The 12,412-nt window shown below is 71.3% G+C and carries 10 protein-coding genes; 7 read left to right on the forward strand and 3 right to left on the reverse strand.

Annotated elements, in window-relative coordinates:
- Positions 1–183 precede the first annotated feature (183 nt).
- The 6 genes from ACODT0_RS09870 to ACODT0_RS09895 all read left to right on the forward strand — a co-directional run bounded on the left by ACODT0_RS09870 (position 184) and on the right by ACODT0_RS09895 (position 8,412).
- On the forward strand, positions 184–1,302 hold the full coding sequence (locus ACODT0_RS09870; protein WP_261208800.1) for an aminoglycoside phosphotransferase family protein: 1,119 nt from the start codon (positions 184–186) through the stop codon (positions 1,300–1,302).
- 87 nt (positions 1,303–1,389) lie between these two features.
- The gene (locus ACODT0_RS09875; RefSeq protein WP_057593276.1) at positions 1,390–2,124 is read left to right on the forward strand and encodes a 16S rRNA (uracil(1498)-N(3))-methyltransferase; all 735 of its coding nucleotides are present in this window, start codon (positions 1,390–1,392) and stop codon (positions 2,122–2,124) included.
- Between the two features lie 107 nt (positions 2,125–2,231).
- Positions 2,232–3,599: a M20/M25/M40 family metallo-hydrolase gene (locus ACODT0_RS09880; RefSeq protein ID WP_489041153.1), complete on the forward strand. Its 1,368-nt coding sequence runs from the start codon at positions 2,232–2,234 to the stop codon at positions 3,597–3,599.
- Positions 3,600–3,698: 99 nt separating this feature from the next.
- Positions 3,699–4,157, forward strand: coding sequence for a YidB family protein (locus ACODT0_RS09885; protein ID WP_057597353.1), 459 nt, complete (start codon positions 3,699–3,701; stop codon positions 4,155–4,157).
- Positions 4,158–4,286: 129 nt separating this feature from the next.
- On the forward strand, positions 4,287–5,456 hold the full coding sequence (locus ACODT0_RS09890; RefSeq protein WP_489041154.1) for an MFS transporter: 1,170 nt from the start codon (positions 4,287–4,289) through the stop codon (positions 5,454–5,456).
- A gap of 19 nt (positions 5,457–5,475) precedes the next feature.
- Positions 5,476–8,412: a DUF4132 domain-containing protein gene (locus ACODT0_RS09895; RefSeq protein ID WP_489041155.1), complete on the forward strand. Its 2,937-nt coding sequence runs from the start codon at positions 5,476–5,478 to the stop codon at positions 8,410–8,412.
- A gap of 10 nt (positions 8,413–8,422) precedes the next feature.
- On the opposite strand, the gene ACODT0_RS09900 is transcribed toward ACODT0_RS09895, so the two are convergent.
- Complete coding sequence (locus ACODT0_RS09900) at positions 8,423–9,286, reverse strand: alpha/beta hydrolase (protein ID WP_489041156.1); 864 nt, start codon at positions 9,284–9,286, stop codon at positions 8,423–8,425.
- On the reverse strand, positions 9,283–10,794 hold the full coding sequence (locus ACODT0_RS09905; protein WP_489041157.1) for a M20 family metallopeptidase: 1,512 nt from the start codon (positions 10,792–10,794) through the stop codon (positions 9,283–9,285). Before ACODT0_RS09905 ends, ACODT0_RS09900 begins: the two co-directional genes overlap by 4 nt.
- 95 nt (positions 10,795–10,889) lie before the next feature.
- Between ACODT0_RS09905 and ACODT0_RS09910 the strand changes: the two genes are divergently transcribed.
- Positions 10,890–11,792: a DUF72 domain-containing protein gene (locus ACODT0_RS09910; RefSeq protein ID WP_057597365.1), complete on the forward strand. Its 903-nt coding sequence runs from the start codon at positions 10,890–10,892 to the stop codon at positions 11,790–11,792.
- Here ACODT0_RS09910 and ACODT0_RS09915 read toward each other — a convergent pair whose 3' ends face one another.
- Positions 11,793–12,317 carry a bactofilin family protein gene (locus ACODT0_RS09915; protein ID WP_261212084.1) on the reverse strand — a complete coding sequence of 175 codons (525 nt, stop codon included), beginning with the start codon at positions 12,315–12,317 and terminating at the stop codon, positions 11,793–11,795.
- Positions 12,318–12,412: the final 95 nt, after the last annotated feature.

Below are 12,412 nucleotides of genomic sequence, written 5' to 3' on the forward strand. Positions count from 1 at the left end.
GCAGCGAGCGCACAAGGTGCCAGGCGTCGGGGCATGGATTCGTAGGCATCGGTTCGGACAAAGGAAACGTCGGGGGAGGCGGCGCGGCAGGCCGGCCGGTTGCGGGAGCCGACGGCGAACCGGTCCGATCGGGCTTCGATCGCAGAGGTTGCCGCGCCGGGCGGTTTGTAGAATCGATTATCCATGACAGCACCCCTGCCCCCGGCCCCGACGGCCCCGGCCCTCCCTGGGGCCATTTCCTGGACTGATCCTCAACGGGCCGAAGCGTTCCGGACCTGGCTTGCCGGCATCGCCGACGCACACGCGCTGCGCCCGGACACCGTGCGGCTCGCCTCGGCCGATGCGAGCTTCCGCCGCTACTTCCGCCTCGACAGCAGCGGCCCCGAGGGCACGCGCATCGTGATGGACGCGCCACCCGACAAGGAGAACAGCGCCCCCTTCGTCCAGGTGGCACGGCTCATGGCCGAGGCCGGCGTGCATGCGCCGCGGGTGCTCGAATGGGACCAGGCCCACGGCTTCCTGCTGCTCGACGACCTCGGCCGCCAGACCATGCTCGAGGTGCTCGACCCCGCGCGCCCCGACACCAGCCGCCCGCTCTACGACCAGGCGATCGACGCGCTGATCCGCTGGCAGCTCTCGTCGAAGCCCGGCGTGCTGCCGCCCTACGACCGGGCGCTGCTCGAGCGCGAGCTGTCGCTGTTTCCCGAGTGGTACCTGGGCCGCCACCGCGGCGTCGCCATCGAGGGCAAGCTCAAGGAACGGCTGGAGCGCAGCTTCAAGCTGATCGTCGACAGCAACCTCGCCGCGCCCAGCGTCTACGTGCACCGCGACTTCATGCCGCGCAACCTCATGGTGGCGCCGGGCGACACGCTCGCCGAACGCGCCAAGACGCCGCTGGGCGTGCTCGACTTCCAGGACGCCGTGCACGGTCCGATCACCTACGACATCGCCTGCCTGATGCGCGATGCCTTCCTGAGCTGGGACGAGGAGTTCGTGCTCGACATCACCGTGCGCTACTGGCAGAAAGCCCGCAAGGCCGGCCTGCCGGTCGACGAGGACTTTGGCGCCTTCTACCGCGCGGTCGAGTGGATGGGCCTGCAGCGCCACCTCAAGGTCGCGGGCATCTTCGCGCGGCTCACGCTGCGCGACGGCAAGCCGCGCTACCTCGCCGACACGCCGCGCTTCATCGCCTACATCCGCGCCACCGCCAGCCGCTACAGCGAACTCACGCCGCTGCTGCGGGTGATCGACGAGGTCGAGGGCACGACCGCGGTCACGGGCTTCGCCTATGGCCGGGTCTGAGCGCTGAAGAAGCACTGAACGGAATCTGAAGAAAACAATGCCGTATCGCCCATGTCCCATGGGGATGCAGCTACGAATCTCATAGCAATGCCGCGTTTTCACTGCGCCGTCCCGCTGCACGCCGGCACCACGCTGGCGCTGCCCGCGGGTGCCGCGCGCCACGTCCAGGTGCTGCGGCTGCAGCCCGGCGACACCATCACGCTGTTCGACGGCAGCGGCGGCGAGTACGCGGCCACGGTCGAGCGCATGGGCCGCAGCGAGGTCAGCGTGACGGTCGGCGCGCACACGGCGCGCGAGAGCGAGGCCGCGCGCGCCGTGCACCTGGCGGTCGGCATGCCGGCCAACGAGCGCATGGACTGGCTGGTCGAGAAGGCCACCGAGCTCGGCGTGGCGAGCATCCAGCCGCTGGTCACGGCGCACGGCGTGCTGCGGCTGGCCGGCGAGCGCGCCGAGAAGAAGCGCGCGCACTGGGAGGCCATCGCGATCGCCGCCTGCGAACAGTGCGGGCGCAACCGGGTGCCGGCGATCCATCCGGTGCGGCCGTTCGCGGGCTGGCTCGAGGCGGCGCCGGAGGCCGATGGGCCCGGCCCGGTGCTGCGCCTCGTGCTGAGCCTGGCCGAGGGCACGCGCGCGCTCGGCGAGGCGCTCGCGCAGGCCGGCGGCGACCCGGCCGCGGTGCGGGTGCTCAGCGGCCCCGAGGGCGGCCTGAGCGGCACCGAGGAGGCCGAGGCCCTCGCGCGCGGCTTCGCCCCCGTGACCCTGGGCCCGCGCGTGCTGCGCGCCGAGACGGCCGCGCTCGCGGCGCTCGTGCGCCTCGCCTGAACCGACCCCGCATCCTCCTGGGTGTTTTCCGCGACGCACGTCCGCGGGCCTTTCGGAACAATGGGGCTTCACGTTCCATTGCATCGTTTCCAAAGGATCTCCCGCCCATGCATCGACCGCTTCGCGTGCCCCGGCTCGCCCCGCTGACCGTCGCCCTGGCCCTGGCGGCCTTCGCCGCCGTCCCCCTCGCCCATGCGCAGAGCGCGCCGGTGGCGCCCACGCCGGCGCAGGTGAGCCCCGACGTCGACAAGGTCTACGCGCAGCTGATGGCCGCGCCCGCGATCCAGAAGCTGCTCGAGGCAGTGAAGGCCGATCACGAGCGCACGGTGGAGGAGCTCCGGACGCTGACCGAGATCGAGGCGCCGCCTTTCAAGGAACAGAAGCGCGCCGAGGCCTTCCTCGCGCGCATGAAGGCGCTGGGCCTGACAGATGCGCGCATCGACGCCGAAGGCAACGTGGTCGGCCTGCGCAAGGGCACGGGCCACGGCCCGAAGCTGCTGGTCTCGGCGCATCTCGACACCGTGTTCCCGGCCGGCACCGACGTGAAGGTCAAGGAGCGCGACGGCAAGCTGTTCGCACCGGGCATCGCCGACGACACGCGCGGCCTGTCGGTGCTGCTGTCCTGGCTCAAGGTGCTCAACGACAACAAGGTGCAGACGCAGGGCGACCTGCTGTTCGTCGGCAATGTCGGCGAGGAGGAACTCGGCAACCTGCGCGGCATGAAAGCGATCTTCCGCGACCACCTCGACATCGACGGCATGGTCGGCCTCGAGCCTTCGCCCGAGGGCCACGTGCTGGTGCTGGGCACCGCGAGCCACCGCTACGAGGTGAACTTCAAGGGCCCGGGCGGCCACAGCTTCGGCGCCTTCGGCCAGGTGCCGAGCGCGATCCACGGCATGGGCCGCGCGATCGCGAAGATCGCCGAGGTGCGCACGCCGAGCTTCCCCAAGACCACCTTCACGGTCGGCACGGTCGGCGGCGGCACCTCGGTCAACACCATCGCGCCCGATGCGCGCATGGCGATCGACATCCGCTCGGACGACATGGGCTCGCTGCTCGAGACCGAGAAGAAGATCCTCGCCACGCTCGACGAAGCGGTGGCCGAGGAGAACAAGCGCTGGAACGTGAACACGCTGAGCGTGAGCACCAGGCTGATCGGCGACCGGCCCGGCGGCCGCACGCCGACCGACTCGGTGATCGTGGAGGCCGCGGTGCGCTCGAACAGCGCCTTCGGCCACAAGACGCTGCTGCGCGGCGGCAGCACCGACGCCAACGTGCCGATCTCGCTGGGCATCCCGGCGATCATCATCGGCGGCGGCGGCAAGTCGGGCGGATCCCATTCGCTCAACGAGTGGATCGACGTGACAGACGGCTGGAAAGGCGCGCAGAATTCGCTGGTCACCGTGCTGGGGCTGGTGGGCGTTCAGGGCCTGAGCCCGGCCTTGCTGCCCAAACGCGCGGCGCGTACCAAGTAATTTGTCACGTCGTAAGCCGAAAGTCAGCAAGCAAGATTTCGGCAACATTCCACCGCCTGGGAAAATCCCGCGGTTCTGTCACACACCAAGGAAAAAGCCATGGGATTGCTCGACTCGGTACTCGGTCAGGTGCTCGGAGGCGCTGCGCAACAGCAGCCCCAGGGCGGGGGGCTCGGCGGCTTGGGCGACCTGGGAGGCCTGGCCGGCGCGCTGGGCGGCCTGCTCGCCAACAACGGAAGCACGGGCGGCCTCGGCGGCCTGGTTTCGAAGTTCGAGCAGGCGGGCCTGGGCGAGGTGATCGGCTCGTGGGTCGGCAAGGGGGAGAACCTGCCGGTCTCGGGCGGTCAGCTGCAGGATGCGCTGGGCAGCGACACGATCGCCAGCATCGCCTCGAAGCTCGGCATCAATGCGCAAACCCTGCTGCCGATGCTCGCCACCATGCTGCCGGCCCTGATCGACCAGCTCACGCCGCACGGCAAGGTGCCCGAGCAGGGGCTCGGCAACCACGAGGATCTGCTGGGCTCGCTCAGCGGCCTGCTGCAAGGCCGCCAGTCCTGAGCCGCGAAGAACAACGCAATGATTCGGCGCCCGCGAGGGCGCTTTTTTTTGCTCCGCTGGCGCGGCACGGCGAGTTCGCGTAGAACCGCGGGCTCGCCCATCGTCCGCAACCCCCGTGCCGCTTCCTCCATGAATCGCAACCTCTGGCTGCTCGCCATCTGCCAGGGCCTGTTCCTGACCAACAACGTCACCTTCATCGCGATCAACGGGCTGGTCGGCCTCGCCATCGCGCCGCGCGGCTGGATGGCGACGCTGCCCGTGATGGGCTACGTGGTCGGCAGCGCGCTCGCCACCGGGCTGGTGGTGCGCAGCCAGCGCCGTTTCGGCCGCCGCGGCGCGTTCCAGATCGGCCTGGCCGTGGCGCTGGGCTCGGCGCTGCTGTGCGCCTACGCGGCCTTCTCGAAGAACTTCTGGCTGCTGTGCTTCGCGACCGTGGTCGCGGGTTACTACAACGCCAACGCGGGGCTCTACCGCTTCGCGGCGGCCGAGCTCGCGGCGCCCGACTGGCGCGAGAAGGCGGTCTCGCTGGTGATGGCCGGCGGGCTGATCGGCGCGGTGGCCGGCCCGAACCTCGCGGCCGCCACGCGCCAGATGTTCGCCGTGCCCTTCGCGGGCGCCTACCTCGCGCTCGCGCTGGTGGCGCTGCTGTCGATGGCGCTCATGCGCTTCATCGACTTCCCGGCGCCGCCCGCGCGCGCGCAGGGCGGCGGACGGCCGCTGGCCGAGATCGCGCGGCAGCCGGTGTTCATCGTGGCCGCCGCCGCGGGCGCGCTCGGCTACGGCGTGATGAACCTGCTGATGGCCGCGACGCCGATCGCGATGCAGATCTGCAGCCTGCCGTTCGAGGACGCAGCGCTGGTACTCGAATGGCATGTGATCGGCATGTTCGCGCCGGGCTTCTTCACCGGCCACCTGATCCGCCGCTTCGGCGCGCTGCCGGTGATGGGCGCGGGGCTGCTGCTGAATCTGGCCTGCATCGCGGTCGCGCTGTCGGGCGTGGAGCTGCGGCACTTCGCGATCGCTCTGTGCCTGCTCGGCGTGGGCTGGAATTTCCTCTTCACCGGCAGCACCACGCTGTCGCTGACCGCCTACACGGCCGAGGAGCGCGACCGGGCCCAGGGCGCGCTCAACGTCTGCGTGTTCGCGACGCTGGCACTGACCTCCTTCGCCTCGGGCGTGCTGGTGACGACCCAGGGCTGGCAGCTGCTGAACCTCGGCTCGCTGGTGCCGGTGGCGCTGACCGGCGCCGCGCTGCTGTGGCTCGCGCACACGCGCCGCCGCGCGCGCGGCATGGCCTGAGCCACGACGGGGACCGACGATGGCGACCGGCCGCGCGAAGAAGCAGCGCGACGATCCAGGCGGCTTGCCCGATGGCACGGTCCGCTGGACGGCGGCGATGCGCGGCGCGCTCGCCGAATTCCGCAACGCGCCCTGCCGCCAGTGCGGCGCCACGCTGTCCGACAACCAGCCGCTGCACGAGCAGCTCGACCACCTCGGCCGTCATCCGCAGCCCGCCTGGCAGCAGCGGCCGGCGCGGCTGCGCGTGCTCGAGCTGCATGGCGCCGACGCGTTGCCGCTGTTCCTCGAGCCCGCGCCGCGCAAGGAGGCGCTGGCCGACCTGCTCGCGATCCATCACGTCGACGCGGTGCGCTTCCTCGCGGGCCAGGTTCGGCATCCCGAATGCAAGACGGCGCTCGCGAAGCAGGCCGAGCGCTGGCCGCTGCTGGTACTGCGCGAACTGCTGGCCGCCAACCCGTCGCGCCACCAGGCCGGCGCCGCGCTGGTGCTCGAGCTGCTGGCCGCGCATCCCGAATGGCAGGCGCCGCTCGAAGCCGCCTGCGACGAGCCCCGGCGCAAGGCGCTCGCGCGGCTGCAGGCCGACGACGGCGGCGGACTGGCCGATGCCGAAGCCGCGCAGTGGCCGGCCTTCCTGCGCGCACCGCCCTGGAAGGACAGGCAGGCGCTGCCCGAGATCCCGGTGCTGGCGCTCGATGCCGTCGAACAGACCGCGCGGCTGCACTGGCAGCACGCGGTGCCGCGGCGCCATCCCCCGGTCAGCGGCGAACCCGCGCAGTGGCTGGCCGATGAAGTGCGCGAGGCTCGGCAGCGCGGCGAACGCCAGTTGGCCGAGTACCCACGTCCGCACCACACGACGCAGCCGCCGCCCGAGGCCCGGGCCTGGGACCGCCCGCGCAAGGCGCTGTGGATGCTGGGCCTGAAGGCCGAGCGCATCGAGGACGCGATCCGCGACCACGGCACCAGCCTGTCGGCGGACGACTTCGGCAAGCCGCCCGGCGACTCGTGGAGCTGCGGCGACCAGCTCTGGCAATTGCCCGAGCCGCTGGCGATGGCGGTGTTCGCGCGGCTGCCACCCGCCAGCCACTCCATGGGCGACGCGGGCTATCTGCGGCCGCTGCTGCATCGCTTCGGCACCGCCGCGCTGCCGGGCCTGCCGCCCTATCTGAAGCAGGGCTCGCGCGCCATGTTCGAGCTGGCCGCGGTGATCGAATGGGACCGGCTCGCGCCCTTGATCGCCAAGGGCTTCCACGGCAACCGCTGGGTGCGGCAGGAAGCCTGCGCCTGGCTCGGCCGCTATCCCGCGACCGCCGCGCGCGGCCTCGTGCCCGACGCGCTCGGCGCACCGGGCATCGCACGCGATGCGGCGCAGGCCGCGCTGCGCTGGCTGCACGAAGCCGGCCATGCCGATGCGGTCCATGCGCAAGCCATGGCCTACGGCCCGGCCGCGGCCGAGGCCGTGTCGCAACTGCTCGCCATCGCACCCGAACACCTGCTGCCCGAGACGCTGCCGGTGCTGCCGAAGTCACTGCCGCTGTCGACCCTGCCGCGCCTGGTGCTCGCCGAGGACGCCACGCGGGCGCTGCCCCTGTCGCTGCTGCCCGACGTGCTGATGACGATGGCGCTCGGCCAGCCCGAGACGCCGTACCCCGGCCTCGCGGCGCTGCAGGCCGCGGTCGCGCCCGAGGCGCTGGCGCGTTTCGCACGCGCGCTGCTGGCCTGGTGGATCGGCAATGGCCGGCCAAGCAAGGAGCGCTGGATGTTCGCGCTGCAGGGCCGCCTCGGCGACGACGAGACCGCGCGCCAGCTCGCGAGCCTGCTGCGCCAGTGGCGCGCGGCGCTCGACCGCGTGCGCGCCTACGACGCGCTCGCGATGCTCGGCGAGATCGGCAGCGACGCCGCGCTGATGCACCTGGGAGAACTCGCGCGCCAGACGCGCTACGCCGACCTCAACGCGCGGGCCTTGGCGCTGCTCGACGAGGTGGCGGCGCAGCGCGGCCTGAGCCTGGCGCAGCTGGCCGACCGCACGGTGCCCGAGCTCGGGCTCGATGCGCGCGCGGGCCTGGCGCTGGACTTCGGCCCGCGGCGCTTTGCGCTGCGGATGGACGACCGCCTGCAGCCGCTGCTGCGCGACGCCGCGGGCAAGCCGCTGAAGGCGCTGCCCAAGCCCAATGCCGCCGACGATGCGGCGCTGGCCGCCGCCGCGACCGAGCAGCTCAAGGAACTGCGCAAGCTGGCGAAGACCGTCGCGGCCACGCAGTTGCGCCGGCTCGAGACCGCGATGTGCGAGCAGCGGCGCTGGACGCACGGCGAGTTCATGGCCTTCCTGGTGCGGCATCCGGTGATGCGCGTGTTCGTCCGGCAGCTGGTGTGGGGGCTGTTCGATGAGAGCGGTGAACTCGCAGCGAGCTTCCGCGTGAGCGCCGAGGGCGAGCTGGTCGATCCGCACGACGATCCCTTCGCGCTGCCCGACGACGAGGGCGCGCGCATCGGCATCGCGCACCCGCTCGAGTTCGCGGCGCGCGACCCCGCGCTGGCCACCGCCTGGGCCTCGGTGCTGGCCGACTACGAGATCGTGCAGCCCTTCGAGCAGCTCGCGCGGGCGCACTTCGCGCTCGACCCGGCGCTGCGCGCGCAACGCGCGCTGCCGCAGTGGACCGGCCGCACGGTGACGAATGCCGGCCTGCTCGGCCTGGAAGCGCGTGGCTGGCAGCGCGCGGTCGGCGACGGCGGAATGGTCCATCGCTTCGGCAAGCCGGTGGGCGAGGGCCTGGCGATCTGGCTGCAGGTCGAGGAGGGCTGGTACGTGCAGGGCGCGGTCGATCCGAAAACGCAGCAGACGGTGGCGAGCGTCGCGCTCGAGGGCGCCGAGGGCCGCTGCCTCGGCGACGTGGCGCCGATCGCGTGGAGCGAGGTCGAGCGCGACCTGCAGCGCGCGGTGTGGGCGCCGGCGCCCTGAACGCCCGCGCTCAGGCCGCGGCGGGAAAGCGCCGCTCCAGCCAGCGCTCGAGCGCATCGAACACCGGCTGCGCCTCGAGTTCGTTGAAGAGCTCGTGATAGAGCGTCTCGAAGCCATGCGCCTCGACCTGCCCGCTGGCCGCGGCGGCCTGCGCGAAGGCCCGGCTCGCGGCCGGCTTCACGAGCCGGTCGTCGCCCGCGTACAGCAGCAGCGTGGGCACCGGCCAGCGCGGCGCCACGCGCAGCACGGTCTCGCCTTCGTAGGCCAGGAAGCGCGCGAGCCGGCTGCCGATACGGTCGTGGGTCAGCGGATCGTCGCGGTAGGCCTGGACCACGGCGCGGTCGTGTGAGAGGAAGTTGTCGTCGAGCCCGTTGCCCACGCGCAGGTTGGGCGCGATGCGCGGCAGCACCGCGAGCAGCAGCTTCTGGACGCCGCTCAAGCCCGGGTCGAACCCCGGCGACGAGAGCACCAGCCCATCGACCGGCCGCACGCCGCGCGCCACCAGGCTCGCCGCGACCAGTCCGCCCAGGCTATGCCCGAGCAGCACCAGCGGCAGGCCCGGGTTGGCGGCGCGCGCATCGTCGATCACCAGCGCGAGGTCGTCGACCAGCCGCAGCTCGCTCGGCAGGCCGCCGCGCGCGCCGCTCGAGGCGCCGTGGCCATGGTGGTCGTGAGCCCAGACGGCGAAGCCCCAGCCATGCAACCGCTCGGCCAGCGCGTGGTAGCGGCCGGCATGCTCGCCGAGACCGTGCACCAGCACCACCACGGCGCGTGCCGGGCCCGGCGCGGGCAGGCGGCGCAGCACCAGCGTTTCGCCGCCGGGCGCGGCGAGCGACACGCGCTGCGGCTCGGGCAACGCGGCCCGCGGGCTCACGCGGCCGCCGGTGCTTCCTGCGCGGCGCGGTGCGCGGCCGGCAGCGCCGCGATCACCTCGGCCACGGCGGCCGTGAGCTTCTTGGCGTAGGGCACGTGCAGGAACTCGTTCGGGCCGTGGGCATTGCTCTTCGGGCCGAGCACGCCGCAGACCATCATCTGCGCGGTCGGGAAACCGGCGCTCAGCATGTTCATCAGCGGGATCGTGCCGCCCTGGCCGATGTAGCCGCAGGAGGCGCCGAAGTGCGCGCGCGAGGCCTTGTTGAGCGCGTCTTCGAACCAGGGCGTGATGGTGGGCGCGTTCCAGCCGGTGGCGCCGCCGTGGCTTTCGAAGGTGACGCGCGCCTGGTAGGGCGCGTTGTCCTCGAGCAGCGTCTTGAGGCTGGCGACCGCCTCGGTCGCGTCGACCAGCGGCGGCAGCCGCAGCGAGAGCTTGAAGGCGGTGTAGGGACGCAGCACGTTACCGGCATCCTTCAGCGCCGGGAAACCCTCGGCGCCGGTCACCGACAGCGTGGGCTTCCAGGTGCGGTTGAGCAGCGCCTCGACCGGGTCGGTGGTGGTCGGCAGCGCGAACATGGTGGAGCCGCCACAGTCGTAGTGCGCCCACGGGAAGCGCTTGTAGACCTCCTCGCCGAGGATCGCGGCCGTGGCCTTGGCCTGCGCCAGCCGGTCGGGCGGCACCTCGCAATGGAAGCTCGCGGGCAGCAGGCGGCCGGTGGCGCTGTCCTCGAGGCGGTCGAGCACCTGGCGCATGATGCGGAAGCTCGAGGGCACGAGCCCCGAGGCATCGCCCGAGTGGATGCCCTCGGTCAGCACCTCGACCTTGAGCGTGCCGCTGGCCATGCCGCGCAGCGAGGTGGTGAGCCACAGCTGGTCGTAGTTGCCGGCGCCCGAATCAAGGCAGATCACCAGTTCGACCTCGCCCAGGCGCGGACGCAGCGCGTCGACGTAGGGCAGCAGGTCGTAGGAGCCGCTCTCCTCGCAGGTCTCGATCAGGCCGACGATGCGCGGATGGGCCGTGCCCTGGCGCTTGATGGCCTGCAGCGCCGCGATGCTGGCGTAGACCGCGTAGCCGTCGTCGGCGCCGCCGCGGCCGTAGAGCAGGCCGTTCTCGTACTTGGGCGTCCAGGGGCCGAGGTCGTTGCGCCAGCCGGTGAACTCGGGCTGCTTGTCGAGGTGGCCGTACATCAGCACGGTCTCGCGCATGTCGGTGCCGGTGGCGGGCACCTCGAAGAACAGCACCGGCGTGCGGCCCTCGAGGCGCACGATCTCCAGCTTCAGGCCCTCGACCTTCTGCGCCTCGACCCAGGCGGCGGCATTGCGCAGCACGGTCTCGAGGTGGCCGTGGGCCGACCAGTCCTTGTCGAAGCCCGGCGACTTGGCCGGAATGGCGATGTAGTCGGTGAGCTGGCGCACGATGTCGCCGTCCCACTGGGCGGTGACGTCGGACAGGGCCCGCTCGGCGTCGAGCAGGCCGGCGGGAATTTCGCGGTGCAGGGGAGCGTTCATCGGGGTTCTCCGCGGTGGGGTGGCGAGACAAAAGCCGCATTTTGCGCCCATGGCCGCGGGCGCGTAGAGTGCGGTCGATCAACCTGGAGGGCGACGTGAGCAAGGCATCGACGACTCGGATCAAGGTGGGCATCGGCGGCTGGACCTACGAGCCCTGGCGCGACAACTTCTACCCCAAGGGGCTCGCGCACGCGAAGGAACTGAACTACGCGAGCCGCCACGTCAGCGCGATCGAGATCAACGGCACCTACTACAGCACGTTCAAACCCGACAACTTCCGCAAGTGGCGCGACGACACGCCCGAGGGCTTCGTGTTCTCGATGAAGGCCTCGCGCTTCGCGACCAACCGCAAGCTGCTTTCCACCGCGGGCGAATCGATCCGGCGCTTCATCGACAGCGGCGTGACCGAGCTCGGCCCCAAGCTCGGGCCGATCGTCTGGCAGTTCATGCCGACCAAGCAGTTCGATGCCGAGGATTTCGAGGCCTTCCTCGAGCTGCTGCCGAAGAAGGAGGGCAGCACGCCGCTGCGCCACGTGATGGACGTGCGCCACGAGAGCTTCATCGTGCCGGCCTACAAGGCGCTCGCGAAGAAGCACAAGGTGTCGACCGTCTTCACCGACGCGGACAAGTTCCCGTCCTTCGAGGAGCCCGAGGGCGAGTTCGCCTATGCGCGGCTCATGATGGCCGACGCGAAGCAGAAGACCGGCTATGCGCCGAAGGCGCTCGACGACTGGGCCGAGCGCGCGCAGGGCTGGGCCGGAACGGCCGCGAAGCCGCGCGAGGTGTTCGTCTACTTCATCAACGGCGCGAAGGAGCGCGCACCGGCGGCGGCGGCGGAATTGCTCAAGCGCCTGGGCTGGGAACCGCCGGCGCCGGCGGAAGAACCGGCAGCGGCACCGAAGACGCCCAGAACGCCGAAGCCGCCGGCTGCCGCGAAGAAGGCGGCTGGCACGGCGGCCAGGAAAGCGAAGACCGGAGCGGCTTCGAAGAAAGCCTGATCAGGCCGCGGCTTGCCCCGCCGGCTTCGCGCCGAAGCTGATCTCGCCCGAGATCTGGCCGCCTTCCTCGATCACGATCTTGCCGTAGCGGATCTTGCCCGTGACCTTGCCGGTCGAATGGATCACGAGCTTCTCGCGCACCGTGAGGTTGCCGTCGAACACGCCGCGGATTTCGGCGATGTCGATCTCGGCCGAGCCCTTGAACTCGCCCTGCTCGGCGATCTGCATCAGGCGCGAATCCATCGTGGCCTCGACCAGGCCTTCGACCACGAGCGTGTCGCAGTCGGTGATCTCGACGCCCTTGAGCTTGATGTTGGGACCGACGGTGAGCTTGCTGCCGCCTTCCTTGGCTGCGGGTGCGGCGGCCGAGGCGGCATTGAGGCCGGCCTGGGCGGTCAACGAGGAGGGATTGACGGGGGAGCCCGAGAGGTTGGTGCCCGAGCCCACGAGCGGCGCGGGCCTGGAGGTCAATGCATCGTTTTCGCGGTCGCGCTTGCCGAAGAAAGGGGAGGAAGAAGTGGCCAAAAGAGAGCTCCTCATGAAAACGACTATCGTAAGAATGCACCCGGTACCTCTTGCACTTCATTGCGCAAGAGGCGTAACCGAATAAATCGATCGCC

The organism is Variovorax sp. FG153 (assembly GCF_057809595.1).